This window comes from Streptomyces sp. NPDC006458, assembly GCF_040612135.1.
In the GTDB taxonomy this organism is placed as follows: Bacteria; Actinomycetota; Actinomycetes; order Streptomycetales; family Streptomycetaceae; genus Streptomyces.
In genome coordinates this window covers 53,040-78,992 of sequence record NZ_JBEXPR010000023.1, presented here as the reverse complement: position 1 = coordinate 78,992, position 25,953 = coordinate 53,040, and the positions used below count along the sequence as shown (strand labels likewise).

25 protein-coding genes, 2 pseudogenes and 1 riboswitch are annotated in these 25,953 nt (G+C 73.0%); of the genes and pseudogenes, 19 read left to right on the top strand and 8 right to left on the bottom strand.

The window, feature by feature from the left end; all coding sequences use genetic code 11:
- Positions 1-145: 145 nt before the first annotated feature.
- Complete coding sequence (locus ABZZ79_RS28435; RefSeq protein WP_356693402.1) at positions 146-529, bottom strand: hypothetical protein; 384 nt, start codon at positions 527-529, stop codon at positions 146-148.
- A gap of 103 nt (positions 530-632) precedes the next feature.
- Between ABZZ79_RS28435 and ABZZ79_RS28430 the strand changes: the two genes are divergently transcribed.
- Positions 633-1,115 carry a MarR family winged helix-turn-helix transcriptional regulator gene (locus ABZZ79_RS28430; RefSeq protein ID WP_356693400.1) on the top strand — a complete coding sequence of 161 codons (483 nt, stop codon included), beginning with the start codon at positions 633-635 and terminating at the stop codon, positions 1,113-1,115.
- 166 nt (positions 1,116-1,281) lie between these two features.
- On the opposite strand, the gene ABZZ79_RS28425 is transcribed toward ABZZ79_RS28430, so the two are convergent.
- Complete coding sequence (locus ABZZ79_RS28425; RefSeq protein ID WP_356693398.1) at positions 1,282-1,725, bottom strand: Lrp/AsnC family transcriptional regulator; 444 nt, start codon at positions 1,723-1,725, stop codon at positions 1,282-1,284.
- 139 nt (positions 1,726-1,864) lie between these two features.
- Here ABZZ79_RS28425 and ABZZ79_RS28420 point away from each other — a divergent pair, with 139 nt between their 5' ends.
- From ABZZ79_RS28420 to ABZZ79_RS28410, 3 genes are all read left to right on the top strand, one after another.
- A complete protein-coding gene (locus ABZZ79_RS28420) occupies positions 1,865-2,809 on the top strand; it encodes an SMP-30/gluconolactonase/LRE family protein (protein WP_356693396.1) in 945 nt (314 codons plus the stop codon).
- Positions 2,692-3,267, top strand: a complete 576-nt coding sequence (locus ABZZ79_RS28415) for an amidohydrolase family protein (protein ID WP_356693394.1) — start codon at positions 2,692-2,694, stop codon at positions 3,265-3,267. The genes ABZZ79_RS28420 and ABZZ79_RS28415 overlap by 118 nt, the downstream gene beginning before the upstream one ends.
- Before the next feature lie 114 nt (positions 3,268-3,381).
- Complete coding sequence (locus tag ABZZ79_RS28410) at positions 3,382-4,176, top strand: methyltransferase domain-containing protein (RefSeq protein ID WP_356693392.1); 795 nt, start codon at positions 3,382-3,384, stop codon at positions 4,174-4,176.
- A gap of 333 nt (positions 4,177-4,509) precedes the next feature.
- Here the strand turns inward: ABZZ79_RS28410 and ABZZ79_RS28405 are convergent, their stop codons facing one another.
- Entirely contained in the window at positions 4,510-5,172 is a 663-nt protein-coding gene (locus ABZZ79_RS28405) for a M15 family metallopeptidase (RefSeq protein ID WP_356693390.1), read from the bottom strand.
- A gap of 131 nt (positions 5,173-5,303) precedes the next feature.
- On the opposite strand from ABZZ79_RS28405, the gene ABZZ79_RS28400 reads away from it, so the two are divergent.
- The 7 genes and pseudogenes from ABZZ79_RS28400 (at position 5,304) to ABZZ79_RS28370 (ending at position 10,701) form a co-directional block, all read left to right on the top strand.
- Positions 5,304-6,032 carry a hypothetical protein gene (locus ABZZ79_RS28400; protein ID WP_356693388.1) on the top strand — a complete coding sequence of 243 codons (729 nt, stop codon included), beginning with the start codon at positions 5,304-5,306 and terminating at the stop codon, positions 6,030-6,032.
- An 86-nt stretch (positions 6,033-6,118) separates the two neighbouring features.
- A pseudogene (locus ABZZ79_RS28395) lies at positions 6,119-6,559 on the top strand (FCD domain-containing protein); the annotation flags it as partial.
- A 136-nt stretch (positions 6,560-6,695) separates the two neighbouring features.
- A riboswitch (cobalamin riboswitch) is annotated at positions 6,696-6,901 on the top strand.
- A gap of 29 nt (positions 6,902-6,930) precedes the next feature.
- Complete coding sequence (locus tag ABZZ79_RS28390) at positions 6,931-7,620, top strand: energy-coupling factor ABC transporter permease (protein WP_356693501.1); 690 nt, start codon at positions 6,931-6,933, stop codon at positions 7,618-7,620.
- Positions 7,617-8,060, top strand: a complete 444-nt coding sequence (locus tag ABZZ79_RS28385) for an energy-coupling factor ABC transporter substrate-binding protein (RefSeq protein ID WP_356693386.1) — start codon at positions 7,617-7,619, stop codon at positions 8,058-8,060. The genes ABZZ79_RS28390 and ABZZ79_RS28385 overlap by 4 nt, the downstream gene beginning before the upstream one ends.
- Positions 8,061-8,066: 6 nt before the next feature.
- The gene (gene cbiQ / locus ABZZ79_RS28380) at positions 8,067-8,816 is read left to right on the top strand and encodes a cobalt ECF transporter T component CbiQ (RefSeq protein ID WP_356693384.1); all 750 of its coding nucleotides are present in this window, start codon (positions 8,067-8,069) and stop codon (positions 8,814-8,816) included.
- Positions 8,813-9,667, top strand: a complete 855-nt coding sequence (locus ABZZ79_RS28375) for an ATP-binding cassette domain-containing protein (protein WP_356693382.1) — start codon at positions 8,813-8,815, stop codon at positions 9,665-9,667. The genes cbiQ and ABZZ79_RS28375 overlap by 4 nt, the downstream gene beginning before the upstream one ends.
- A gap of 137 nt (positions 9,668-9,804) precedes the next feature.
- Positions 9,805-10,701: a serine protease gene (locus tag ABZZ79_RS28370; protein ID WP_356693380.1), complete on the top strand. Its 897-nt coding sequence runs from the start codon at positions 9,805-9,807 to the stop codon at positions 10,699-10,701.
- Between the two features lie 58 nt (positions 10,702-10,759).
- Here ABZZ79_RS28370 and ABZZ79_RS28365 read toward each other — a convergent pair whose 3' ends face one another.
- The 3 genes from ABZZ79_RS28365 to ABZZ79_RS28355 all read right to left on the bottom strand — a co-directional run bounded on the left by ABZZ79_RS28365 (position 10,760) and on the right by ABZZ79_RS28355 (position 12,935).
- A complete protein-coding gene (locus ABZZ79_RS28365) occupies positions 10,760-11,269 on the bottom strand; it encodes an N-acetyltransferase (protein ID WP_356693378.1) in 510 nt (169 codons plus the stop codon).
- Positions 11,270-11,527: 258 nt separating this feature from the next.
- The gene (locus ABZZ79_RS28360; protein WP_356693376.1) at positions 11,528-11,863 is read right to left on the bottom strand and encodes a GNAT family N-acetyltransferase; all 336 of its coding nucleotides are present in this window, start codon (positions 11,861-11,863) and stop codon (positions 11,528-11,530) included.
- A gap of 85 nt (positions 11,864-11,948) precedes the next feature.
- Positions 11,949-12,935: a pirin family protein gene (locus tag ABZZ79_RS28355; protein ID WP_356693374.1), complete on the bottom strand. Its 987-nt coding sequence runs from the start codon at positions 12,933-12,935 to the stop codon at positions 11,949-11,951.
- Between the two features lie 97 nt (positions 12,936-13,032).
- Here ABZZ79_RS28355 and ABZZ79_RS28350 point away from each other — a divergent pair, with 97 nt between their 5' ends.
- Complete coding sequence (locus tag ABZZ79_RS28350; RefSeq protein WP_356693372.1) at positions 13,033-13,512, top strand: carboxymuconolactone decarboxylase family protein; 480 nt, start codon at positions 13,033-13,035, stop codon at positions 13,510-13,512.
- Positions 13,513-14,245: 733 nt separating this feature from the next.
- Here ABZZ79_RS28350 and ABZZ79_RS28345 read toward each other — a convergent pair.
- Positions 14,246-14,881 (bottom strand): AAA family ATPase, encoded by a 636-nt coding sequence (locus ABZZ79_RS28345; RefSeq protein WP_356693370.1) that lies wholly within the window; start codon positions 14,879-14,881, stop codon positions 14,246-14,248.
- A 254-nt stretch (positions 14,882-15,135) separates the two neighbouring features.
- Between ABZZ79_RS28345 and ABZZ79_RS28340 the strand changes: the two genes are divergently transcribed.
- The 7 genes and pseudogenes from ABZZ79_RS28340 (at position 15,136) to ABZZ79_RS28310 (ending at position 22,043) form a co-directional block, all read left to right on the top strand.
- Positions 15,136-15,411, top strand: coding sequence for a polyprenyl synthetase (locus ABZZ79_RS28340; RefSeq protein ID WP_356693499.1), 276 nt, complete (start codon positions 15,136-15,138; stop codon positions 15,409-15,411).
- Positions 15,404-16,457 (top strand): annotated as a pseudogene (locus tag ABZZ79_RS28335) (polyprenyl synthetase family protein). Before ABZZ79_RS28340 ends, ABZZ79_RS28335 begins: the two are co-directional and overlap by 8 nt.
- A gap of 24 nt (positions 16,458-16,481) precedes the next feature.
- The gene (locus ABZZ79_RS28330) at positions 16,482-17,651 is read left to right on the top strand and encodes an oxygenase MpaB family protein (protein ID WP_356693368.1); all 1,170 of its coding nucleotides are present in this window, start codon (positions 16,482-16,484) and stop codon (positions 17,649-17,651) included.
- 275 nt (positions 17,652-17,926) lie between these two features.
- Positions 17,927-18,364: a Fur family transcriptional regulator gene (locus ABZZ79_RS28325; RefSeq protein ID WP_356693366.1), complete on the top strand. Its 438-nt coding sequence runs from the start codon at positions 17,927-17,929 to the stop codon at positions 18,362-18,364.
- Between the two features lie 32 nt (positions 18,365-18,396).
- Complete coding sequence (katG, locus tag ABZZ79_RS28320; protein WP_356693364.1) at positions 18,397-20,610, top strand: catalase/peroxidase HPI; 2,214 nt, start codon at positions 18,397-18,399, stop codon at positions 20,608-20,610.
- Between the two features lie 245 nt (positions 20,611-20,855).
- Positions 20,856-21,353, top strand: coding sequence for a lamin tail domain-containing protein (locus ABZZ79_RS28315; RefSeq protein WP_356693362.1), 498 nt, complete (start codon positions 20,856-20,858; stop codon positions 21,351-21,353).
- Between the two features lie 93 nt (positions 21,354-21,446).
- Positions 21,447-22,043, top strand: a complete 597-nt coding sequence (locus ABZZ79_RS28310; RefSeq protein WP_356693360.1) for an HXXEE domain-containing protein — start codon at positions 21,447-21,449, stop codon at positions 22,041-22,043.
- Here ABZZ79_RS28310 and ABZZ79_RS28305 read toward each other — a convergent pair.
- Positions 22,002-25,853, bottom strand: a complete 3,852-nt coding sequence (locus tag ABZZ79_RS28305) for a CHAT domain-containing protein (protein ID WP_356693358.1) — start codon at positions 25,851-25,853, stop codon at positions 22,002-22,004. The two genes, ABZZ79_RS28310 and ABZZ79_RS28305, sit on opposite strands and share 42 nt — an antisense overlap.
- Positions 25,854-25,953 lie beyond the last annotated feature (100 nt).

Here is a 25,953-nt window from a genome sequence, read left to right as displayed (position 1 = left end):
CGCCTGTACGGCACGCGGCCGGCGCGCGTCGTCGATCCGGCCGACCGTGACGGACCCCGCGACCGGCCGGGCGGCCCGGCGTACGTGGTGCTCCCGGCCGGTCTGCTGCGCGGGCACCATGTGACCGGCCGGGCGTGGTGGCCGCTCAGGCCACCGCGCCGGCCACCCCGGTACGGCCGTCCGGGACGCCCTCCACGGTGACCACGACCTCGTCGCGGATGTGCTCGCCGAGCGCGCCCGCCATGGCGTCGACGACGGCGGCGACCAGACGGGCCGGGGCGTCCGGGACCTCGGCGAGGTGATAGGCCGCCTCGCGCATGCTGAGGGTGACCACCGGGGCGTCCTTGTCGGTCCGGACGCCACCGATACCGCGCCGGTGCTGCGGAACACCGATGAGGTCGACGGCGACCAGGCGGCTGAAGCCTTCGCCGTAGACCGCGCCGACCGCGTCGGTCAGGGCCCTGATGAGCTTCGGTTCGACCGTTCCGTCCAGGGCCTCTTCGCGGATGTGCACGCTGAAGTGCGGCATGGTGGATCTCCGTTCACGCCGATGGGTATCATGCAGGAGCAATTCGCTTTGCAAGTAAAGCATCTTTGGAATCAAAGGTAAATGCCCCGAGGGAAGGTCCGTCATGACGACGTCCGAGAACGCCCCGGGGAAGGGCCCTGAGGAGCTGGACGACGCCGTGCGGGCGCTGCTGCTGCTCATGCCCCGCATGGTGGGCCGGGCGAAGAAGATCCCGGTCCCCGAGGCGCTGCGGTCCTTCCCGCTGGCACCACGGCATCTGTCGCTGCTGGCCTGCCTGTTGTTCGACGGACCGATGACCGTGAACGAGCTGGCCGCCCGGCTCCAGGTCGCGCCGACGACCGCGAGCCTGCTGGTCGGCGAGCTGAACCGGATGGGCATCCTGGAGCGCCGCGAGGACGAGACGGACCGGCGTCGCCGAATCATCGCCGTCGCGGCCGAGCAGGAGCCCTCGATCACGGCCTGGCTGGCCCCCGGCGCGGCCGCCTGGCGCAGGGCACTGGCCCCGCTGACCCCGGATCAGCGGCGGATGTTCGTGGACACACTGCTCGCGTACGAGGCGGCGGTGGACGAGGAACGGCAGGGCTGACGCGGGCGGCCCGCACCTCGGGGAGCCTCGGCCTCCAGGGTGAGCGCCCCGTCCGGGCCGGGGCCGCGGGCGGCCTGAGGCGCCGACGGTTCCGCCCGGCCCGGAGCTTCGACAGCGCTGTCGAACACCGGCCTCAAGCCCCCAACGGCGCCACCGGACACCGGCCTCAAGGCTCCACAGGCGCCACCGGACGCTCGAAGAACGTCTCCAGCACGACGGTCGCCTCGGTCCCGCTCACGCCCTCGATGGCGTGCAACCGCCGCAGCACGTCCTGGAGTTGCCGCGTCGTGGCCGTCCGCACCTTGACGATCACCGAGGCGCTGCCCGCGATCACATGGGCCTCCTGGATCTCGGGCAGGGCGGCGAAGCGGTCGGCGGAATCGCCGATCCACGCCGTGGAGTGCACCTGGACATAGGCGAGTACGTCGCCGCCGACCGCGCCGGGATCGACCTCGATGGTGGTCCGGCGGATCAGCCCCCGCTCCCGCAGCTTGCGCACCCGCTCGTGCGCGGCGCCGGCGGAGAGCCCCACGGCCTGGCCGAGAGCCGCGTACGACTGGGCCGCGTCCTGCTGGAGCAGGACGATCAACTGCCGGTCGATATGATCCACACTCGATCCCTTCCTTCAGTCAACTCTTGTGACAACCATACAGCGTTCTGTGATACTCATGATCAGCCGAATTCGGTTCAGGGCATTCGGTTCGTACGCCGTATTCCCTCGCATGCTCCGACACCCGGGATGTGACGCCATGACCAGCACCGAGCGCCCTCTGTACGAAATCATCGACGACCGCTTCCGCACCGGCCGCTGCACCGTCGGCGACTCGCACCTGGAGGTCCTGCACGAGGGCTGCCGCTGGGCCGAGGGCCCGCTGTACGTGCCGGCCTGGCGGCAGTTGATCTGGAGCGACATCCCCAACGACCGGATGCTGCGCTGGGACGAGGCCACCGGAGCGGTCGGCGTCTTCCGCACCTCGGCGGGCCACCCGAACGGCAACACCCTCGACCACCAGGGCCGTCTGATCACCTGCGAGCAGGGCAACCGCCGCGTGACGCGCACCGAGCACGACGGCACCGTGACCGTGCTCGCCGACCACTGGGAGGGCAAGCGGCTCAACAGCCCCAACGACGCGGCCGTGAAGTCGGACGGCTCGATCTGGTTCTCCGACCCGGACTTCGGCATCACCTGCGACTACGAGGGCCATCGCGCCGAGTCCGAGACCGGCTCCTGCAACGTCTACCGGATCGACCCGGAGACCGGCCAGGTCACGCTCGTGGCCGACGACCTCGAAGCACCCAACGGCCTGGTCTTCTCCCCCGACGAACGGCAGTTGTACGTCTCCGACACCCGCGCCGGACGCATCCGCGTGTACGACGTGCGCCCCGACGGCACGCTCTCGCGCGGTGACGTCTTCGCCGAGATCCAGGAAGGCGGCACCGGCCGCTTCGACAACCTCCGCTTCGACGACGGCGGCCGGCTGTGGGCCGCCGCGATGGCCGACGGTGTGCACTGCTACGACCCGGACGGCACCCTCATCGGCAGGCTGAACGTCCCCGGAGTGGTGGCGAACATCGCGTGGGGCGGCGCCAAGCGCAACCGTCTGTTCATCGCCGCCGACACCACGCTGTACTCGCTCGTCATGGGCGTCACCGGCACCCACCCGACCGGCCCCGGTCACCGCCCCTGGCTCTGAGCGCCGCCCGGCGCCCGCGCCGCGAGCGCTTCGAGTACGAGCTGACCCTGCCGTTCCTCGGCGCGGAGCGCGGCTCGTGGCAGTACCCGTTCGGCGACCTGCTGCGCGCCGGTGCCACGCTCGCCGCCGGCAGCGACTGGCCGGTGAGCAGCCCGGACCCGCTCCAGGCGCTGCATGTGGCGGTCAACCGCGTCGAGCCCGGCGCGCCGCAGGGCACGCCCGTCTTCCTGCCCGGGCAGCGGCTCGACCTGGGCACGGCGATCGCCGCGTACACGGCGGGCACGGCGTATGTGAACCATCTCGACGACCTCACCGGCAGCATCACCGTCGGCAAGGCGGCCGACCTGGTGGTCCTGGACCGGGACCCGTTCGCGGGTCCGGCAGAGGAGATCGCCGCCACACGGGTGCTGGAGACCTTCGTGGAGGGACGGCGGGTGCACCCGGCGGACGACGCCTGAGCCCCGGGCGGTCCCGGCTCGCCCCGGCGTGACCCGCCGTGCCCGTCTCCGGCGCGGGGCCCGTCTTCGGCCGGAGTACGGACGGCTTCGGCGCGCCGGGTGCACGATGGTGGGGTGGCCGATTACCTGCTGTCCCTCAGTGAGTCGGAGATCGCGCGCTACCGGATGATGGCCGAGGCCGCCGAGCGGCGCGAGCGCGCGTTGTGGGATGCCGCCGGGGCGGTGCCCGGGGCGCGGATCGCCGACGTGGGGTGCGGTCCCGGGGCGGTCTCCGTCCGTCTGGCGGCCGTGGCGGGTCCCGAGGGCGGCGTCTGGGCGGTCGACCGGGACGGCGACGCGCTGACCACCGCGCAGGCGCTCGCGGAACGGGCGGGGGTGAGCGTCCACACCGTCGCCGGGTCCGCCGACGCCACCGGCCTGCCCGCCGGAGCCTTCGACCTGGTGATGCTCCGGCATGTACTCGCCCACAACGGCGGCCGGGAGCAGGCCATCGTGGACCACCTGGCCTCGCTGGCCCGGCCTGGCGGCGGCGCGGTGTATCTGGTCGACATCGACGTGCGCAACTTCCGCCTGCGCGGAGCGCCCGAGGTGCTCCTGGAGCTGGAGGACAGCTACCGCGCACTGCACCGGCGGCGCGGCAACGACCTCAGTGTCGGCGGCCGCCTGGACGAACTGCTCGTCGCGGCCGGTCTGGAGGTCACGGCCTTCGAGGGTCACATCGAGGTCGTCGCTCCCCCGCCCGGTATGCGCGGCCCGGCCTGGGCGGCCCGGGACGCCCTGGTCGCGGAGGGCCTGGCCGGGCCGGAGGACCTCGCCCGCTGGGACGAGGCCTTCCAGGGCCTGGAGCGCGATGCGGCCGACCTGCGCTTCTTCGCCTGCCACTTCGTGGCTTTCGGGCGTCGGCCGTGACGTGGCGGCGCGGCCTTTCGTTCGCGTGCGTTTTCGGCTGACCGGCCGGTGCGGGTGTTCGCGCAGTTCCCCGCGCCCCTTGAGGGCGGTGGCGCTGCGACCCCCTCCCTTGACCGCGTCCGCTTTCAGCCGGCCCGCCGGTGGGGGTGTTCGCGCAGTTCCCCGCGCCCCTTGAGAGCGGTGGCGCTGCGACCCCCTCCCTTGGCCGCGTGCGTTTTCGGCTGACCCGCCGGTGGGGGTGTTCGCGCAGTTCCCCGCGCCCCTGGGGGCGGTTGGGCTGCGGGCTGTGGGTGAGCATGGCCTCTCCCTCTTGCCCTTGATGGCTGTTTGCCGTCAGTCAGGGAGTTGGAGTTCGGTCGGGGCGTATCTGGTGCGGTGTTCGCCGGTGACCAGCGCCCAGTACCGGTCGCCGTAGGACCAGTGCCACCACTCGGTGGGGTAGTTGACCAGCCCGGCCGAGGTCAGGGCGTCCGTGAGGATGCGACGGTTGGCCCGCGCCTCGGCGCTGATGTGCGGGTCGTCGGTGTAGCAGGCGCCGTCGCTCTCCTCGGGGTTCGCGTTCATCGCGGTCCCCATGTCGAGCTCCCGTCCGTCGGCGTCGACGAGGGTGAGGTCTACGGCGGCGCCGGCACTGTGCGGGGCGATCTCCGGTGGCGACACATACCGGCTCGCGGCGCGGCGGATCCGGTCCGGGGGCCAGTCCGGGTGGGCGGCGCGCAGGCCGTCGGCGTACTCCTCGAAGTACCGCCGTTGCAGCGAGGGCGGCCGGTATCCCTCGACGAAGAGCAGCCGCAGACCGTCGGGGAGCTGCGCCTGCGCCTTGACCAGCCGGGCCAGGACACCCTCTCTGAGGTGGGCGAACGCCCCCGGGGCATCCTCCTGACGGACGTCGACGACGAGCGAGCCGTCGAGCCGTACGTCGACGAGCGGCTCGCCGCAGTCGGCGACGGGAATGGCGGCGATCTCCGGGTCTGACATGAGCACGATCTCATCCATGCACGGATCCTCGCCGATCCCCCGCCGCCGCGACCGCCGCACGCTCCGGGTCAGAACAAAGTCCGAACAACGGCCAGTGAGCCTCCCGCCCCCGCACTCCGTGACAGGGCCTCGCCCGGCAGACTGTGCGGATGAACGACTACCACCCGGTGCACCGGGAGCCCACGCCCGAACGGTACGGACGGCTGCGTGTGTGCGCCGACGACCTCGCCGCCGCCGAGTGGATCGGCAAGGGCCCGGCGGAGCAGTGGAGTCTGGGGAAGGTGGCGGGAGTCGCCGCGCCCGGATTCGAGGCCTGTGCGCGAGTGCTCCATCCGGCGTCGCTCGGCGAACGCCCGGTGCGCTGGGCGACGGTGGCCGCCGCCTACGGGCGGGCGGTCGCGCCGCTCACCGACTGGTACGAGGTCATCGGCACCGGCCGGGACTACTACCACGCCGCCGAGTACGGCCTGCCGGGCGTGTGGGACGAGCATCCGGCGGAGGGCCCGACGCCGCCCGAGGTCGCGGACGCGCTGATCCCCGTGCTCGCCCGGCACACGGGCACGGCGGAGCGGTGCTGGTTCGGCCTCTGGAGCGGCTACGGACGCGTGGACTTCGACGACGTGCCCACGTTCGCCACGCCGGGCCGGGACGAGGTGCTGCTCTCCGGGCCGCTGGCCGACGCCGTGTCGCCGGTGTCGGCGGACGAGTTCGCCGAGCTGCCCGATCTGTGGTGGCCGCAGGACCGGGCCTGGTGCGTGGGCGGGGACGTGGACCTGGTCAGCACGTATGTGTGCGGCTCCGCCGAGCTGATCGCCGATGTGCTGGCCGCGTCGGGCCTGGAGGCGCACCCGGTCGGACCGGGCGACCGGGTCGGCTGACGCCGTACCCGGTCGCCGCGGCCCCCTGCGGGGCGTCCGGGGCTGTCAGGGGCGCAGCGGCCCCTCGCAGCGGAAGTCCGCGGTGCATCGAGGTCACGATGATCGGACGGATCACGCGCTGTGCCTCCCGCGCGGATCTGGAGGCGCTGCGGCCGGTGGCCGAGCGGATCGTGGCCGCGGCCCGCGCGCACGACCTCATCGGCTATCTGGAGGCCGACCGCCGGTTCCACCTCTCGCTGCTCGCGCTCGGCGGCAACGACCGGCTCGTCGAGACGGTCGGCGACCTGCGCAAGCGGTCCCGGCTGTACGGGCTGACCGCGCTCGACAAGAGCGACCGTCTCATCCCGTCGGCCGAGGAGCACCTCGAACTGCTCGACCTGATGATCGCCGGGGACGCGGAGGGCGCCGAGCGGTGCATCGCCCGCCATCTCGGCCATGTGCGCTCGCTGTGGGCGCAGGGTGCCCCGGAGAAGGAGGAGCGCGACGGACGGCGCGTGCTCGGCGGAGAGCTGGGCGCGGTCTCCTGACGCCGTCGGGCGCGGCCGCCGCCGGCCGTGACGATGATCACCACGGCGGCGGCTCCGGCGCGTGAAGGTCGTGCGCCCTCCGCCCGGTTCGGGCCTTCGCGCCCCTCGGAACCCCTCGTCACCGGCCGGGGTCCGCTTGTCACCGTCCTGTTCCGGCGACTAGTGTCGCCACGCCTTGGTGAACGGGAAATCCGGTGCGAAACCGGTGCGGCCCTCGCCACTGTGATCGGGAAGTCCGGCTCCGGCCCTCTGGGGCAGCCACTGGGTCCTTGACCCGGGAAGGCGGAGTTCGGGCGGTGGTACCCGTCAGCCAGGAGACCGGCCAGGGCGCGTCAACCATCCACGAGGTGCTGGAGAGGGTCTGCCGGGCCATGCACATAGCCGAGGGTTTTCTGCCTCCGGCGCACGCGATCGCCTGGGGCGTCGCGTCCGCGCCCTTCGTCGTCCACGGAGTGCGCTCGCTCACCCGTGAGGTGCGCGAACATCCCGAGAGCACGCTGCTGCTCGGCGCCTCCGGCGCCTTCACTTTCGTCCTGTCCGCGCTCAAACTGCCCTCGGTGACCGGGAGTTGCTCCCACCCCACCGGCACGGGCCTGGGCGCCATCCTCTTCCGGCCGCCGATCATGGCGGTACTGGGCACCATCACCCTGCTGTTCCAGGCGCTGCTGCTGGCGCACGGCGGTCTCACCACACTCGGCGCCAACGTCTTCTCGATGGCCGTCGCCGGGCCCTGGGCCGGCTACGCGGTGTACCGCCTGCTGCGCCGCTACGACGTGCCGCTGATGGTCGCGGTGTTCTGCGGGGCGTTCCTCGCGGACCTGTCGACCTACTGCGTGACCAGCGTGCAGCTCGCGCTCGCCTTCCCGGACCCGAGCAGCGGATTCCTGGGCGCGCTCGGCAAGTTCGGCTCCATCTTCGCCATCACGCAGATCCCCCTAGCGGTGAGCGAGGGCCTGCTGACGGTCCTGGTCATGCGGCTGCTCTCCCAGTCCAGCAAGGGTGAACTGGCCCGGCTCGGCGTCCTGGTGGACAGCCCGAAGACCGAGGCGGTGGCCCGGTGAAGCGCAACACGAAGATCAACCTCCTGCTGCTGGTTCTCGTCGCCGCACTGGCGGTGCTGCCGCTGGTACTCGGGCTCGGGGACCACAAGGAGGAGCCCTTCACCGGCGCGGACGCCGAGGCGGAGACGGCCATCACCGAACTCGAACCGGACTACGAGCCCTGGTTCTCGCCCCTTTACGAGCCGCCCTCCGGCGAGATCGAGTCGGCGCTGTTCTCCCTCCAGGCCGCCCTCGGCGCGGGCGTCCTCGCCTACTACTTCGGGCTGCGCAAGGGCCGCAGGCAGGGTGAGCGGCGGGCGTCGGAGCACACGACGGCCGAGGCGGCGACGGCGGAGGGCGCCGGGGCGGACCGGGACGCGGCGCCCGCACGGGACGAGGCCGGGCGGGAGCCGGCGAAGGGGCCGGCCGTCGACAGCCGCTCGGGCGCCGGGCGGGACTGACCGCGCGTGCTGCCCATCGACGCGGCGGCGCACAGCAGCCGCTGGCGCCGTCGCCACCCCGTGGACAAGGCGGTGCTCGGGCTCGGTCTGACCGTGCTGGCGATCTCCCTGCCGCCCTGGCCGGGGGCGGCCCTCGTCCTGGTCACCGCCGTGGCCCTGCTGCTGGGTCCGGCGGGTGTGCCGGGCCGCCGGCTGTGGCGCGCCTACCGGGTGCCGCTCGGCTTCTGCGCGACCGGTGCCCTCACGCTGCTGGTCCAGGTCGGCGGCCCCGGCGGCTGGGTGTCGCTCGCGGACGGGGGTGCCGTGCGGGCCGGGGAACTGATGCTGCGCACCTCGGCGGCCTCGCTCGGGGTGCTGCTGTTCGCGTTCACCACGCCCATGTCCGATCTGCTGCCGCGGCTGGTGCGGGCCGGGGTGCCCGCGCCGGTGGTGGACGTGGCGCTGGTGACCTACCGCATGAGCTTCCTGCTGCTGGACTCGGTGCGGCGGGTCCACGAGGCGCAGGCCGCGCGGCTCGGGCACACCACACGGGCGGCGACATGGCGTTCGCTCGCCGGGCTCGGCGCCACCGCGTTCGTGCGGGCCTTCGACCGCGCGACGCGGCTGCAGTCCGGGCTCGCCGGGCGCGGCTACGACGGCACCCTGCGCGTGCTGGTGCCCGAGGCCCGGGTCTCCGCTCCCTTCACGGCCGCCGCGCTCGCCCTGCTCACCGCCCTGATCTCCGTCACCCTCGTCCTGGAAAGGCTCCTGCCGTGAGCAAGCCCCCCGTCGTCGCCCTGCACGGGGTCTCCTTCGCCTACGAGGACGGGCCGACCGTGCTGGACGGGCTGGACTTCGAGGTGCGCGAGGGGCGCGCCCTGGCCCTGCTCGGCCGCAACGGCAGCGGCAAGACGACCCTGATGCGGCTGCTCAGCGGGGGCCTGCGGCCGCGTGCGGGGAGGCTGACGGCCGAGGGGGAGCCAGTGTCGTACGGCCGTGCGGGGCTGACCCGGCTGCGGACCACCGTGCAGCTGGTGGTGCAGGACCCCGACGACCAGCTGTTCGCCGCGTCGGTGGCGCAGGACGTCTCCTTCGGCCCGCTGAACCTCGGCCTGCCCGACGCGGAGGTCCGCTCGCGGGTGGCCGAGGCGCTGGCCGCGCTGGGCATCACCGCGCTGGCCGACCGGCCCACGCACCTGCTGTCGTACGGCCAGCGCAAGCGCACCGCCATCGCGGGCGCGGTCGCGATGCGCCCGCGGGTGCTGATCCTGGACGAACCGACCGCGGGTCTGGACCCCGACGGCCAGGAGCGCCTGCTCACCACCCTCGGCGAACTGCGTGCCGGAGGTACCACGGTGGTGATGGCCACCCACGACGTCGACCTGGCCCTGCGCTGGGCCGACGACGCCGCCCTCCTGACCCCGCAGGGGGTGCGCACCGGCCCGGTCGCCACCGTCCTGGCCCGCACCGATCTCCTCGGCCGGGCCGGACTGCGCCTGCCCTGGGGCATCGCGGCCGCGGGCCTGCTGCGCGCCCGGGGGCTGCTCGACGAGGCCGCGCCCGGACCTCGTACGGCGGAGGAACTGGCGGCGCTGGCACCCCGGTCGGCTTGTCCGGATCCTGAGTGAACCTCCGTCCCGCGGTTCCCGTCTGGCTGTACGACATGCCACCGAGCCGGGCGACTCGCCCGGCTCCGGGCCCGGTCGAGGCGCCGGGCCGGGCGTCCGGCGGTGGCCGGGAACACGCAGAACGGAGAAGACACTTCATGCGTCTGTCCACCCCCCACAGAGCGACTTGCCGGCGGATCGCCGCCGCCACGGCCGTGTGCGGCGCCGCGCTCGCGCTGACCGCCACGTCCGTCGGGTCCGCCCAGGCGGCCGGCGACACAGCGGACCGCGGACGGCCGACCGCGAACATCATCGGCGGTGTGCAACTGCCCGACGGCAAGCACCCGTTCATGGCGGCGCTGCTGTCGAAGGGCCCGGGCAGGCCGGTCGACCGGCAGTTCTGCGGTGGCAGCCTGCTCGCGCGGGACCTGGTCATGACGGCCGCGCACTGCGTGCTGGGCACCGACCCCAAGGAGATCGAGACCACCGTCGGCCGTACGGCGCTCTCCAAGAAGAACCAGGGCCACCTGCGCAACGTGACCGACATCGTGGTCCACCCGCGTTACGCCCGGGGCCAGGAGGCGTACGACGTCGCCTTCCTGTACCTCGACAAGCCGGTCACCGGCGTCGCGCCGGTCCTGCTGCCCACGCTCGGCACGGACGCCCTGATCCGTCCGGGCGCCCAGGCGACCGTCGCCGGCTGGGGCAACGTCAACACCGAGGTGCCGGCCTACCCGGACCGGCTGCGCGCGGTGAACGTGCCGATCGTGTCGCACATCGAGTGCAAGGCCTCGTACCCGGACTACGACAAGAAGGTCAACGTCTGCGCGGGTGTCGAGGGCAGGGACTCCTGCCAGGGTGACAGCGGCGGCCCGATGTTCCGCAAGCTCAAGGGCCGTCAGGGCGTCTACCAGATAGGCGTGGTGTCGTACGGCGACGGCTGCGCCGAGCAGGGCGCCCCGGGCGTCTACACATACACCGGGTCCGCCGAGCTGTGGAAGACGCTGGGCGAGTCGGCCAAGGGCAAGCGCGTGAAGCGACTGCTCGGCCGCTGACTCCGGATCGCGCACCGGGCCGGGCGGGGCTGTCACAGCCCCGCCCGGCTCCTTCTGGTCAGATGCCGAAGGGCTCGGCGTACCGGACGGGGCCGCCCGGCAGTGCCTGCTCGGGGTCGAGGGCGAGGGCCATGAGGGCCTCGTCGGGGACGTCGAAGGTCACCGAGATGCCGTGGGCGGAGGCACGGGTGAAGCCGAACCTCGGGTAGTACGACGAGTGGCCGAGCACCACGACGAACCGCTCGCCGAGCTCCGCGGCCGCCCGCAGCGCCGCCCGGACGGCCGCCGCACCGGCACCGGTGCGCTGGTGCTCCGGCAGCACGGCCACCGGCGCCAGGCACAGCGCCGGCACCTCGCCGATGTGGCAGCGGGTCAGCAGCGCGTGGCCGACGGGGGTGTTGTCGGGACCTGCCGCCACGACGGACAGCCCCTCGATCCATGCCTCGTCCGTCCGCAGGGCGTCCACGAGGTCGGCCTCCATCGGGGTGTCGAAGGCCGCGAGTACGATCGCGCGGACGGCGGGGACGTCCGCGGGGGTCTCGGTGCGCGTGATCCAGTCGTCGCTCATCGCGGGATCCGTTCCAGGGTGTCGTACCAGGACATTGCCCGGCCGACCCTATCTCCGCGGGACCCTGTGCCGGTCGGCGGCCGCCGTGGGTCCGGCTCCGCTCCCGCCCGTCAGGCCCGCACCGGGCCCAGCACCGTGAACCGCACCGGCTCCAGCGACACCTCGTCCCCCTCCGACACCACGGTCCCGACTCCACGTCGCCGACATCGTGACCGGACGGGACGAACCGCGGCTCGGACGCGGGGTGGACCGGAGGTGTCAGCCGAGTTGCCGCTGCAGCCAGGCGACGGCCTCGGGCGTCACCGGGTCGGTGATGTCGTCGAACTCGTGGTGCTGCTTCAGGAACTTGGCGACATAGGGGCAGACGGGCACGACGCGCATGCCCCGTGCCCGCACATCGGTCAGCGCCTCCTCGACCAGCCTGCCCGCCAGTCCCTGTCCGGCGAAGGCGTCGTCGACCTCGGTGTGGAAGAACACGCGCTGCCGGTCGCGGTCGCGGTAGGCGGTCAGGCCCGCGCGGACGCCGTCGACATGGATCTCGTAGCGGTGGCGCACGTCGACGGGCTGGACGGTGACGGTCGGGGTGTCGCTCATGGGGCGGTTCCTCTCGGGGTCGGGTCGGGTCGGTCGGGGCGGCTGGACGAGACCGGTCCGGAGCCGGGGCGTCGCGGGGCCGGCGTCAGTGGCGGGGCGGGTTGCGGCGCGGGGTGATGGTCGCGTGGGGCAGTGCGGGGGCCGGGAGGCGGTCGCCCGGGTAGTCCGCGACCGCGCCGAAGCGGTCGGAGTGGTTCTCCCAGTCCTCGCGGGCCCGGGCGATGTCGTCGTGGCCGCGCCCGATGAAGTTCCACCACATCACGATCTCCTCCTCGAAGGGCGTGCCGCCGAGCAGGACGATCCGGGCCGGGGCCGCGGACTCGTTGTGGAGATTCAGGGCCGTGGGGCCGGGGTGGACGTAGCCCAGTTCGGCGCGTTCGAGGACGGTGTCGGCGACCCGGACGCTGCCCCGGTCGACCAGGACGCCGTGCTCGAAGCCGGGGTCCACGGCGAGGGTGAGGGCGGCGTGCGGGGCGAGGACGATCTCGGCGCCGAGCAGCGGGGTGAAGGTGGCGACCGGCGAGTCCGATCCGGCGAGGGAGCCGAGGAAGACACGGATCTCGGCGCCGTCGGCGTGCACGGGCCCGGGGGCGTAGTGCTGGAAGTCCCGCCCGGTGTGCCGGTGTTCGTGCGGCAGGGCCACCCAGAGCTGCACCCCGTGCAGGACGGAGGTGCGGTCGGTGGAGACCTCGGAGTGGGCGATGCCGTGGCCGCCGGTCATCAGGTTCAGCTCGCCGGGGCGCACGTAGGCGTGGCTGCCCAGGCTGTCGCGGTGCTCGATCTCACCGGTGAACAGCCAGCTCACGGTCTGCAGTCCGGTGTGCGGATGCGGCGGGACGACCATGCCGCCGGTGGCTGACACATCGTCCGGGCCGTAGTGGTCGGCGAAGCACCAGGCGCCGATCAGGGTGCGCGCCCGCTGCGGCAGGGTGCGGCGTACGGTCATCGCGCGCGGGCCGCCCAGGGGCACATCGCGAGGAGTGAGGACGTCGACGCGCGGTTCCACCGCCGGCGCTCCGGCCGTGTCGGTTCCGCAGCGCATCTCGACAGGTCCTGTTTCGATGTTGCTCATCGGAACACCTCCACGCATGTTAGTTTACCTTTAAACAATACTTGCCCGCGCAGCTTAACGCAGCTCAGCGGCGCACGGCACCCGAAGGAGCACCGGCTTGAACAGCAGCCCCGAACCCGAGGCCGAGCGGATCTACGTCGACAAGCGGACCCCGAAGGCCTACCACGCGCTGACGCAGACCGCGGAGGCCGTACGGGCGGCCGCCGCCGAGGCCGGGCTCGAGCGCAGGCTCGTGGAGCTGGTCAACCTCCGGGTGTCCCAGATCAACGGCTGCGCCTACTGCCTGCACGTGCACACCCGCGCCGCGCTGCGCGCGGGCGAGACGAACCAGCGGCTGGGCGTGCTCGCCGCCTGGCGCGAGACCGAGGTCTACACACCCGAGGAGCGCGCCGCGCTCGACCTCGCGGAGGCGACGACCGCGGCATCCGGTACGGCGGCACAGGACACCGCCTACGCCGCCGCACGCGAGGCGCTCACCGAGGACCAGATCTCCGCGGTGATCTGGGTGGCGATCACCATCAACGCCTTCAACCGGGTCTCGATCATGAGCGGGCATCCCGTACGGGCCGAGCACTGATCCACATTCGTACGGCCGCACGGCACCTGTGGCCTCGTCGCCTGTCCCCCGCCGCGTTCGGTGCGCCGAGGGGCACGGCGTGTGCGCTCCCGGTGAAGCGCCCCGCGTGAACCGCGCCCGGCACTCGTATCGTGATGCTCACCGGGCTGGAGTGCGTGCACCGGCCGCCGCTCGGGGAGTTGAGCGGTGCGGAGGCGGCCGCGTTCCTCGCGGGGCTGGTCGGGGCGGAGCGCGCCGGGGCCGACCGGGCCGCCCTGGAGGACGTCGCCCGGCACTGCGGGCATCTGCCGCTCGCGCTGCGCGTCGTCGGCAACTGGCCGTCCACCCAGACTGGTTGGACCGGACGGCGACTGTCGGACCGGCGGCGGCTGTCGGAACGGCGGCTGGACGCGTCGGCTTCCGGCGACCCCGGCTTTTACCTTTCGCACCGTCAGCTCACCTCCTCCGCCGCCCGGTTGTTCCGGTGCCTGGCGCTGGTCCCGGGCCCCGGCATCGCGGCTCCCGGCGCGGCGGAGCTCACCGGCCAGGAACTGTTCGACGCCGAGGACACGCGGGAGGGAGCTGGTCGAGGGCCGGGCCGCTGGGCGCGGAGGGCGACCGCTGCCGGCTGGCACGACCTGCGGCGGCTGTTCGCGCGCGACCGGCTCGCCGCGGAGGAGAGCCCGCGGGAGACCGAGGTGAACCCGGTCCGGTCGCGCGGCGGGGACGCGGGCCGAGGGCCGAGCCACGGCGCTCAGCGGCCGTACGCGCGGCGCAGGTTCTCGAACGCCGTCGGGTGCGGGCGGTCCGTCAGGAAGTCGCGGACGCGCCGGGCGCACTCGGCAGCGGTGTCGCGGCCGGTGTCCACGTCGATGTCGTGCGGACCGTGGGAGTGGATGTGCGGGTACTGGAGGGCGGCGAGACCCCGCTGCCGGTCGCCGCGTTCGGCCTCGCGGCGCTCCAGCTCGGGCAGCGGGCAGCGGACCGCGACCAGCACGGTGTTCTCGGGGTCGAGCACGTCGAGCAGGTCCAGCAGCCGCCAGCGGCGGCTCAGGGGGTGATCGACGACGAGGTTGTTGCCGCCCGCCGCCATCCCCGCGACCGCCCGGTGGAAGCCTTTGCAGGTCCGGTCGATCTCCGCCTGCAGGCCGCCTTCGGGGACGACACCCCCGCGCAGGGCGTGGAAGGCGTCCACCGGCAGATGGAACCAGGTGCCGTCAAGGACGGCGAGCAGTTCCCGGGCGATGCTCGACTTCCCCGAGCTCGACGCGCCGTTGAGCAGGATCACCGTGCCGCCGACGGGGGTGCCGGGGATACGGGCGTACTCGGGGTCGTCCGGGTCGTGAGTGGTCCGCGGGCCCCGCGGATCGCGGACGGACTGCGCGGTCATACGGTCGTCCTCTCGCCGAAGGCACGGACTCGGGCCCGCGCGGGCGCCGGGGCGGTCCGCCGGGGCCGTCGTGATCATCGTATCCACAACCCGGCGCACGGCCGTCGGGTCCCGCTGTCCGCCCCCACCACCCGCACGCCCCGAACACCGGGACGGCATGATCACCCGATGGTGGATTCACCCCGCCCGAGGTGTCCCACACCCTCATGCTGGCCGGGGGCGGCGTACGACCGGCGTCGCCTCAACAGGTGCTGATGGGCGGGGACATGACGCGTCGTGACGGGCTGGACGAGCAGGCGGTCCTGGTGGTGGCGGGCCTTGCCGAGCTCGCCGTGAGCACGGTCGGAACGGCACTGGGCACCGTACGGGGACTGCTGCTGCGCCCGGACCGCTCGGAGCTCGCCGCCGAGGCCCGGCAGGACCTGGCCGCGCGGGGGCGGCTCGCGCTGGACCGGTACGCCGCCGCGCCCCCGCACCTGGAGGTGCTCGCGCGGCACGCCCTGACCCGGCGTGGCGGCGACGGTGACTGACCGGCACCGCCCGGCGGCCTTCAAGCGGCGCGTGGACGAGGTGCTCGGCCGGTTCGTGGCCGAGGAGTGCGAACTGCTCCTGGACGTCGACCCGGACCTCGTGCCCGTCGCCGCGCAGGTCGAGGCCGCCACCGCGGACGGCAAGCGGCTGCGGGCGGCGTTCTGCTACTGGGGGTGGCGGTCGGCGGGCCAGCCCGACAGCGACGCGCTGCTTCGGGCGGCGGCCTCGCTGGAACTGGTGCACGCCGCCGCCGTGGTCCACGACGACCTCATCGACGACAGCCCGCTGCGGCACGGCCGGCCCACCGTCCATCTCGCGCTCGCCGAGGCCCTCGGCGGGCGCCGGGACGCCGCGGACGCGGCGCGCTCGCTCGCGCTGCTCGTCGGCGATCTGCTGATGTCGCTGGCCGGGCAGTTGTTCGTCACGAGCGGCCTGCCCGCCGCGTATCTGGCCCGGGCGCGCCCGCTGTGGGGGACGCTGGCACGGGAGCTGATCGCGGGCGAGTGCCTGGAGATCCTGCGCACGGACGCGGCCCCCGACACGGCCGCGTCGCTGAAGGTCATCCGGTACAAGACGGCCAAGTACACCGTCGAACAGCCCCTGCTCATCGGCGGCGCCCTGGCCGGAGCGGGCGTACGGCTGCGGGAGGGGTTCTCGGCGTACGGGCTGCCGCTGGGCGAGGCGTTCCAGCTGCGGGACGACCTGCTCGGCCTGTTCGGGGACCCGGTGCACACGGGCAAGGCGCCCCTCGACGATCTGCGCGGCAGGCGGCCCACGGCCCTGCTGGCGGAGACCCTGGCGGCTGGCCGGGGACACCGAACGCGAGGAGCTGCGCGCCCTGTTGGGCCGGGACGGGCCGGACGAGGACGGGGCGCGGGCGGTGCGTGAGCTGATGCGCCGGCTCGGGGCGCCGGACCGGATCGAGCGGATGATCGGCGCGCGGGTCGAGGAGGCCGGCCGGGCGCTGCACGAGTTGGACCTCCCCGGCCACGCGGCCGGCGCACTGGCCAGGCTCGCCCGGTCCGCGACGGACCGCCTGCACTGACCCGACCCCCATGAGGAGCCCGCGATGACGACGACCCGCACCGAGACGTCCATGGACGCGCTGCGCCGCACCGGCGACGAACTGGCCGACGCCACGGTCGCCGCGCTCTTCGAGCGGGGCGAGGTGGGGAAGTTCAACACCCTGATGCGGTACGTCTCGACGGCCGGGGCGCCCCTGCCCGAGGGGCTGCCGGACGTGGCGGTCGACTACCTGCGCGCGACGAGCGCACCGCCGGCGTGGGTGGACTGGGGCGAGATGGAGAAGGCGCGGCTGTTCTTTGCCGACAACAATGTGCACATCTCCACCGCGCTGTCCTTCGCGTCGATGCCCGCCTGCTACGTCGTGCCGCACGTGGCGAAGCTGCTGTCGGCCACGCATTCGCTGAAGTACCCCGCCAAGCGCATGGCGGAGACCGGCCAGTTCACGGTGTACCTGATGCGGCCCGACGCCTTCGAGGCCGGGAGCCGGTTCGTGCCCGCCGCGCAGAAGGTGCGGCTGCTGCACGCCTCGATCCGTCATCATCTGCGGCGGGAGGGACGCTGGGACGTCGACGCGCTGGGCGTGCCGATCTGCCAGGAGGACATGATCGGCGGGCAGATGTTCTTCTCGCTGGTCGTCCTGGACAGCCTGCACCGGCTGGGCGTCCATATGAGCACCGAGGGTGCCCAGGCGTATTTCTACGCGTGGCGGGTGGTCGGCGCGATGCTCGGCGTCGACCAGGACGCCGTGCCGAAGGACCTGGACGACGCCCGGCGCTTCCTGGATCTGTACATGGTCCGGCACATGGGTCCGTCCGCGGAGGGCGCGGAGCTGACCCGGCAGTTGATCGACCTCTACGAGGAGGTCGTCCCCGGCACCTTCTTCGACCCGATCGTCTCGGCCCTGATCCGGCATCTGGTCGGCGACACGTGCGCGGACTGGCTGGAGGTGCCGCGCACGGCGTGGGACACGGTGGTGAAGGCCGTACCGCGTCTGCTCGGGGTGCTGGAGGCGATCGAGGACCGCTCGCCGCTCGGCGCGTGGGCCCTGGACCGTCTCGGGCATCTGACGACCGTGTTCGAGCTGTCGTCGCTCACCCGCGGGCGCGTGATGCACTACGCGATCCCCGAGCAGTTCAGGAAGGACTACGGCGTCGGCACCTCCGTCGCACCGAACCGCCGCTGGACGCCGCCCGCCCCGACGGTCGGCGTGTGAGCCGCAGGCGCCTTGGCGCTCACGCCCGCGCTCGCCCCCGGTGCTCGCGCTCACCCTCGCTGATCACGCTCAACCCCGGTGCTTGCCGGTGCTCGCGCTCACCGCCAGTGCTCGTGCTCACCGCCGGTGCTCGCGCTCGTCGCGCGGACGGAATACCATATTCCGGGCAACGGGTCAAGACATGCATGTGCAAACATCGAATGGCCTCGACACAGCCAGACTTGTCTCGCTCGTTTCCTTGAATCATTCGTGTTTATGAGGGTAGGTTCGGCCTCATGACCGCATCGGGGACACCGAACACCGCCGAGGAGCTGCGCGGTGCCGGCCTGCGCGTGACAGCCGCACGCGTGGCGCTGCTGGAGACCGTGCGCAGCGGTGATCACCTGGGCGTCGACGCGATCGCGGCGGGAGTCCGCGACCGTGTGGGCCATATATCCCTCCAAGCCGTCTACGAAGCCCTGCACGCGCTCACCTCGGCGGGACTCGTCCGCCGGATCGAACCGGCCGGCAGCCCGGCCCGCTTCGAGGGACGCGTCGGGGACAATCACCACCACGTCGTGTGCCGATCGTGCGGCGCTGTCGCCGATGTCGACTGCGCGGTCGCCGAGACACCCTGCCTGACCGCCTCCGAGGACCACGGTTTCCTCATCGACGAGGCCGAGGTCATCTACTGGGGCCTGTGCCCCGACTGCTCCCCCACCCCCAGTTCCTGAGCACGTGATCCGCTTAGAACAGAAGGATTGGCATGTCTGAGAACCACGAAGCAATCGTCACAGACGCGAAGACCGAGGCCGGAGGCGGCTGCCCGGTCGCGCACGGACGCGCTCCGCACCCGACGCAGGGCGGCGGAAACCGCCAGTGGTGGCCGGACAAACTCAACCTGAAGGTCCTTGCCACGAACCCCGCGGTCGCGAACCCCCTCGGCGAGGAGTTCGACTACGCCGAGGCCTTCCAGAACCTCGACCTCGCGGCCGTGAAGCGGGACATCGCCGAGGTGCTCACCACCTCGCAGGACTGGTGGCCGGCCGACTTCGGCAACTACGGCCCGCTGATGATCCGTATGGCCTGGCACAGCGCGGGCACCTACCGCATCAGCGACGGCCGCGGCGGCGCCGGCGCCGGACAGCAGCGCTTCGCCCCGCTGAACAGCTGGCCCGACAACGCCAGCCTCGACAAGGCCCGCCGCCTGCTGTGGCCGGTGAAGAAGAAGTACGGCCAGTCGATCTCCTGGGCCGACCTCATGATCCTCACCGGCAATGTCGCCCTGGAGACCATGGGCTTCACGACCTTCGGCTTCGGCGGCGGCCGCGCGGACGTCTGGGAGGCCGAGGAGGACGTCTACTGGGGTCCCGAGACCACCTGGCTCGACGACCAGCGCTACAGCGGTGACCGCGAGCTGGAGAACCCGCTCGGCGCGGTCCAGATGGGCCTGATCTACGTCAACCCCGAGGGCCCCAACGGCAACCCGGACCCGATCGCCGCGGCCCGCGACATCCGTGAGACGTTCCGCCGCATGGCGATGAACGACGAGGAGACCGTCGCCCTGATCGCCGGTGGCCACACCTTCGGCAAGACCCACGGCGCGGGCCCCGCGGACAGCGTCGGCCCGGACCCCGAGGCCTCCCCGATGGAGCAGCAGGGCCTCGGCTGGAGGAGCACCTACGGCACGGGGGTGGGCAAGGACGCCATCACGTCCGGCCTGGAGGTCACCTGGACCACCACCCCGACCCAGTGGAGCAACGGGTTCTTCAAGAACCTCTTCGAGTACGACTACGAGCTCAGCCAGAGCCCGGCGGGCGCCCACCAGTGGGTGGCGAAGGACGCCGAGGCGATCATCCCGGACGCCTTCGACTCGTCGAAGAAGCACCTGCCGACGATGCTCACCACGGACCTCTCCCTGAAGCTCGACCCGATCTACGAGCCGATCTCCCGCCGCTTCTACGAGAACCCGGCGGAGTTCGCGGACGCGTTCGCGCGCGCCTGGTACAAGCTGACCCACCGTGACATGGGCCCGAAGTCGCTCTACCTCGGCCCGGAGGTCCCGGCGGAGACGCTGCTGTGGCAGGACCCGCTGCCGCAGGCGGAGGGCGAGACCATCGACGCCGCCGACGTCACGGCGCTCAAGGCCAAGCTCCTCGCCTCGGGCCTGACGGTGTCCCAGCTCGTCTCCACCGCGTGGGCGTCGGCCTCGACGTTCCGCGGCAGCGACAAGCGCGGCGGCGCCAACGGCGCGCGTATCCGGCTGGAGCCGCAGCGCGGCTGGGAGGCCAACGACCCCGACCAGCTCGCCCAGGTGCTGCGTGTCCTGGAGGGCGTCCAGCAGGAGTTCAACTCCGGCGCCAGGAAGGTGTCGCTGGCCGACCTGATCGTCCTCGGCGGCACCGCCGCCGTGGAGAAGGCCGCCAAGGACGGTGGCGTCGACATCGAGGTGCCCTTCACCCCGGGCCGGGTCGACGCGACCGACGAGCACACGGACGCCGAGTCCTTCGCGGCCCTGGAGCCGACGGCGGACGGCTTCCGCAACTACCTCGGCAAGGGCAACCGCCTGCCGGCCGAGTACCTGCTGCTGGACCGCGCCAACCTGCTGACCCTGAGCGCCCCGGAGACGACCGTCCTGGTCGGCGGTCTGCGGGTGCTGGGTGCCAACAGCCAGGGCACCTCGCTGGGCGTCCTCACGGACACCCCCGGTGTGCTGTCCAACGACTTCTTCGTCAACCTGCTCGACCTGGGCATCACGTGGAAGTCGACCTCCGAGGACCAGACCACGTTCGAGGGCCGTGACGCGGCCGGTGACGTGAAGTGGACGGGCTCGCGCGCCGACCTCGTCTTCGGCTCGAACTCGGAGCTGCGTGCCCTCGCCGAGGTGTACGCGAGCGACGACGCGAAGAAGAAGTTCGTGACCGACTTCGCCGCGGCCTGGGTCAAGGTCATGGAGCTCGACCGGTTCGACCTCGTCTGAACCCTCTGACCCGACGGGGTCCGACGCACGAGCTCCGACGTCCGGGTCGGCCCACAGGGGCCGGCCCGGACGTTTTCGTGTCCGCTCCCGCGGCCGGTCCGGGCGCTTCCCGCGTCCGGTCCCCGCGGCCCGATCCGGACGTTTCCGTGTCCGGTCTTCACTGATTCACCACGCTGCCCCCAGGAGCCGTTCACGGCTTGGATATGCTCCAGGCTCCCGAAACGCACCACTGGGGGGAACACCTCATGCGCATACGCACGTCCGCGGCCGCCGTCGTCACCGTCGCCGGAGCTCTCGCGCTCACCGCGGCCGGCCCCGCGAACGCCACCGAGTACGCGTCCGCCGTGAAGATCAAGGGCATTCAGTACGACGCTCCCGGCCGCGACTCCAACAACTGCACCACCGGCAACACCAAGGCCGAGTACCTGACGCTCAAGAACTACTCGCGGACCGCGACCGTGAATCTCAAGGGCTACAAGGTCAAGGACGCCACCGGCAACACCTTCACGTTCCCCGCCAACCACTACCTGGAGCCCGGCGACTACGTGAAGCTGCGCGGCGGCCGGGGCCCCGACTCCGACCGGAACAACGTCGTCTACCGCCAGAACTGCAACTTCATGTGGAACAACGACAAGGACACGATCTACGTGATCAAGTCCTCCGGCAGCCGCGCCGACGCCCACGCCTACACCAAGTCCGCCAACGACGCGGACGGCAACGGCTACATCAACTACCACGGCTGACGTTCCGTCGAGCCGTGTGCGGGCCGGCTCCCGGTCCGGCATGATCTTCGCGCGGCGCCGGGCCGCCGCCGCGCGAGGGGACCAGGAGGAGCCATGACCCGCGCATCCCGTACCGCCGGTCCCGAGGCGGCCGAGAGCCCGGTGCCCTCGGCCGCCTACTGGGGTCTGTTCGCCGCCTGGGCCGTCCACGACGTCGAGGAACTGCTCACCATGGCCCGCTGGTCGCGAACCGCGGTGCCCCGGCTGAGGGAGCGCTTCCCGCGGGTGCCGGACACGGTGTGGAGGCGGCTGGACACCGACCAGGCCCAAGTGAACGCGGCGATCGGCCTGATGGCCGTGATCATGGCGGCCGCCGCCGCGGACGGCGCCCGCACCCGGGGCACAAGCGCCTTCTACCGCACCGTCCTCACCGGCTTCGGTGTGCACGGCCTGGTGCACCTGGCCCAGTCCGCCGCGTGGCGGGGCTACACGCCCGGTGTGCTGACCGCCCCCACGGTCGTCCTCCCCTACAGCGCATGGGCCCTGACCCGGCTGCGCCGCGCCGGCCTGCCCTCGGCCCCGGCCTCCCTCGGCCTCGCCCTGCTGCCGGTCGCCACCGGCGTGGTGCACTCCGCGGCCCGCCGCCTCACCCGCCGACATGCGGCCGCGTCAGGCGCCGACATGCAGGTACGCCGCCCAACGGGTCGGTGACGCCAGGTACTTGTCCCGGATCTCGCGGACCGCGGCGTTGAGGGCGTGCGCGGTCGCCGTGGTGTCGGGCGGGCGGGTGCCGTCGGCGGTGAGGGACCGGTAGAACGATCCGGACATCGCGGGAGTGTCGGGAGCCCGCCAGAGCGTGCCGACGACGCTGCGGAATCCGGCCAGTTGGAAAGCCGCGGCCAGATGCATCGGCTCGTCGGGCATCGCGGCGTGCGGTTCGGCCGTACTGCAGGCGGAGAGGAACGCCACCGCGCCGTGTTCGAGGGCGACGTCCTGAAGGTGGGCGGCGGTCAGGGTCTCGCCCGTGTCGAGATGAAGGCCGCCGCCACGCAGGATGCCCCTGGAGGAATCGTGGTCGCCGTGGCAGGCGAAATGGACCAGAGCGTGCTCCCGCAGGGCGGCCTCGACCTCCCGGAGCCGGGACTCCTCGCCGCTGACGACTCGTGAGGCGGGCAGCACGGCCCGTACGGCCGCGGCCTCCTTCGCCGCCTCCGGCAGCGGCGGCAGCCGCGGGCTCTCCGCCCCGGTGACGACGAGCGCGCCCCGGCGGAGCGCGGAGCCGGCCGGTGGCGGGGCGTCGCGCAAGGAGTGGGCCAGGGCGGCGAGGGTGGGGGTGTAGGAGGGGACGACGCGGTCGACGACGGTCCGGGGGCGGGGTCGGGTGCCGTCCTCGGCGGGGCTTCCTGGGCGGCTGCCGTCGCCGGCCGTGCCTCCACGCCCGCCGGGGCCCTCGCCCGGAGCGGCGGCGCCCGCCGTGTCGTGGTGGTGTCCGGCCGCGTGCAGCGGCAGTCGCAGCACGGGGCCCACCGGACACCACCACAGGCGCTCCGGCGCGGTGCCGTCGGCGGGGACACGGTCCAGGACCGGGCCCGCCAACTCGTCCCAGAGCCAGGCCAGTACCGCGTGGATCCTCTCCTGCGCGGACTCTCTGTCGTCCATGGAGGTCGCCACGTCCAGGGCCTGGGTGAGCGAGGCCTCCAGTTGCGCGGTGCGTTCGCGGACCGCCGCCTCGGACAGGCCCGGCAGCGGCAGGTGTTCGATCGGTCGCGCCGGGTCGGCCGGGACCAGCAGCGCGTCACCCCGGTCCTCGTGCGTGAGGACCAGCACCACCGGCGCCCCGGCCATTCGCGTGCGCAGCTCGGACAGGGGCTCGGCACGCGTCAGCGCCGTGAGCTCCGGGCGCTCCGCGAGACGCCGGAGAATGCGCTCCTGCTCGGCGGCGAGCCTGCGGGTCTCGGCCGCCCAGCCGGGACGCGGGTCCTTACTGCTGCGGCTCACCTCCACGACGTGGCCGGACGCGTCCTCCCTGCTGGTTCTGGCCTCGATGGCGGTGACGTTCGCGTACAGGTCGGCCGCGCTCAGCTTCGCCTCGATCTCGTCGAGGCGCTGCGCGGCCTGCGGCTCGATGCGCCGGATGGCTTCTCGGTGGCGCCGGACGGCGAGGGTCTGGCCGTAGAGGATGGCACGGCCGTTCTCCAGCAGCTCCACGGCCCGTTCGGGGGCTCCCGTGTCGAGGGCGGCGCGGGCGGCGCGGACCGCCAGGGTGGGGGCGATGCTTGCGGTGCCCTTGCGCACCGCCCCGGACAGGGACCGGCGGGCCATCCTCGGGATCTCCGCCTCCAGGAGGCTCTCCAGGACACGCAGGGCCAGCTGTGGATCGCCGGAGCTCTGGGCGAGGGCCGCGCGCTGTCCCTGTGCCTCCAGCAGGCGTTTCCCCCCGGTGTCCGGATCGAGGGCCACGGTCTCCCAGAGCTCCAGGGCCTCCGCGCACAGCGCCCGGGCCTCCGGGGACCCGGGGTCGGTCAGCGCGTGCAGGGAGGTGCAGGGGCGGGCGAGCAGGATGGTGCGGGCGATCCGGTGCGGGTCGTCCGGGGTGGTGCGGACCAGCGCGTCGCGGGCCAGCCGGACGGCGTCCGCCAGAGCCTCCCGGTCGCCGGTGCGCTCGTACGTGAGGTGGCGTACCTGGCTGATGGACCTGAGGTAGCGCGGCCGGTCGGGGTGGTCGGCGGGCATCAGCGCGAGGCCGTGCCGGTAGAGCCGCTCGGCCTCGGTCAGCCGCTCCGGATCCTGCGCGTCGCCCTCCTTGAGGAGGTGGGTGGCCAGGTTGAGCAGCAGTTCGTGCTTGCGGGGATGGTCCTCGGCGAGGGCGTCCGCCGCCTGACGGGCCAGCTCCAGTCCCTCCGCGGCCGCCTCGGGGTCACGGGCCTGCTCGGCGAAGTCACGCAGGGCGCCGGCCAGGTTGGACATGCGGTAGGGACGGAACGGGGCGTCCTCGGGTGTCAGGGCCAGTGCCTGCCTGCGCACGTCCAGTGACTCCGGGAGCAGGGTGGCGTCGGACAGGACGGTGGCGGCGGCGATCAGGACGTCGGCGAGCCGCTCCAGATGCCGGGGGGTGTCCGGGTCGTCGTCCGGCAGCGCCCTTCTGGCCCTCCGGGCGCTGCTGAGCGACTCGTCGGCGAGGTGGACGCGGTCCGGGGACTCGGCCGCGAGGTGGACGGTGGACTGCGCCAGGGCGATCAGCGCCCGGGCGGCGAGCCGATGACCGGTGGAGGTGGCGTCGACGGCTCGCAGCGCCCAGAGGCGGGCCTGTTCGGGCGAGGCCTCGTCACTGCCGGACGCCCAGAGCCGGAACTCCGACTCGGCGGCCACGACGAGGGCTCCGGGCCGGTCCTCGTGTCCGCCCGGCACCGCGTCGATCAGGGTCAGGGCGGCGCTCCTGCGGTGCGCCGGAGGGGCGTCGGGATCGTCGACGGTACGCCACACCTCGTACAGGCCCGGCTCCGCGTCCTCGGCCGGCGCGGGCGGCGTCGGGCCGTCGAGTACCGCCCCGACCGCGGCCCGGCCGGCCCGTGCGACGGCGTCTTCCTCCAGCTCGGTCCGCCAAAGGCGGTGTTCCTCCAGTCGGCGGTCGTCGTCGCTGGTGGCCCGGACCAGGGAGTCGGCCGCCCTGAGGGCCTCCAGCAGGGTCTCCTCCGAGCCGTCGTCCCGCGCCTGCCGCCGCAGCAGGTCGACCAGCTCGCGCGCGGGATGCAGATGCGGCGGCTGTTCTCGACCGGCCGCCTCCACGGCTCGGCGCAGGTCGGCGAGCGCCCGCGCGGCGGCGGCGGGGTCGAGCGTCTCGTCCTGCAACCCGGCGGCGCACCGGGCTTTGAGCAGCAGGCGGTTGGCGAGGTGGGGATCGTCGTGCTCGGGGTGGCGGACGGTGCCCGTCACGGCCAGCTCGGCGCTGTGCTCGCCCTCCTCCAGCCAGGAGCGGTGGGCGCCGAGATCGGCCAGGCCCAGCATCAGTACGGCGCGGTCGCTGAGCAGGGCGGCCTTCTCGCGCCGGGTCGTCGTGTCGTCCTTCAGCCAGCGGATCTGAAGCTCCAGGACGGTGTCGAGCGCCTTGAAGTCGTCCTCTTCCTCGAACCGGGCCATGAGGAAGAGGAGTTGGTCGATCCGGGCGGCGCCCAGGGTGCCCTTCTCCTCCTCGGGCGCGGCCGGGGCCGGCCTCTCGCGCCGGCCGAACCAGCGTCGCCGGCCGGGGACGGGTGAGCCGTCGGCGACGCGGGCGCGCAGGGTCGACGGAAGCGGCGGCAGGTCCGGGGGCAGGGCGGTGAGCCGGGCGGCCAGGCTCAGGGCGGCCCGGTACTCCTGGAGGCCGCGCACCCCGGGCAGATGGAGATAGCGGTACCAGCGGATCAGCGCCAGGCGCGCCGTCTCGGCCGGGTCGGCGCCGGGCTCCGGCTCCAGGACGGCGTCGGGCAGCGGCGGGATGTCCCGTCCGTCCCCGGTTCGCAGGTAGCGTCGCAGATCCTCCATGGTTTCACCCCCGTACCCCGCACAACGTCCGGCCTGGCTCTGCGGTTCCCCTCAGTATCGTGACCACCACGGTCGGTGGCCGGTAGTAGCGTGTCGGGAC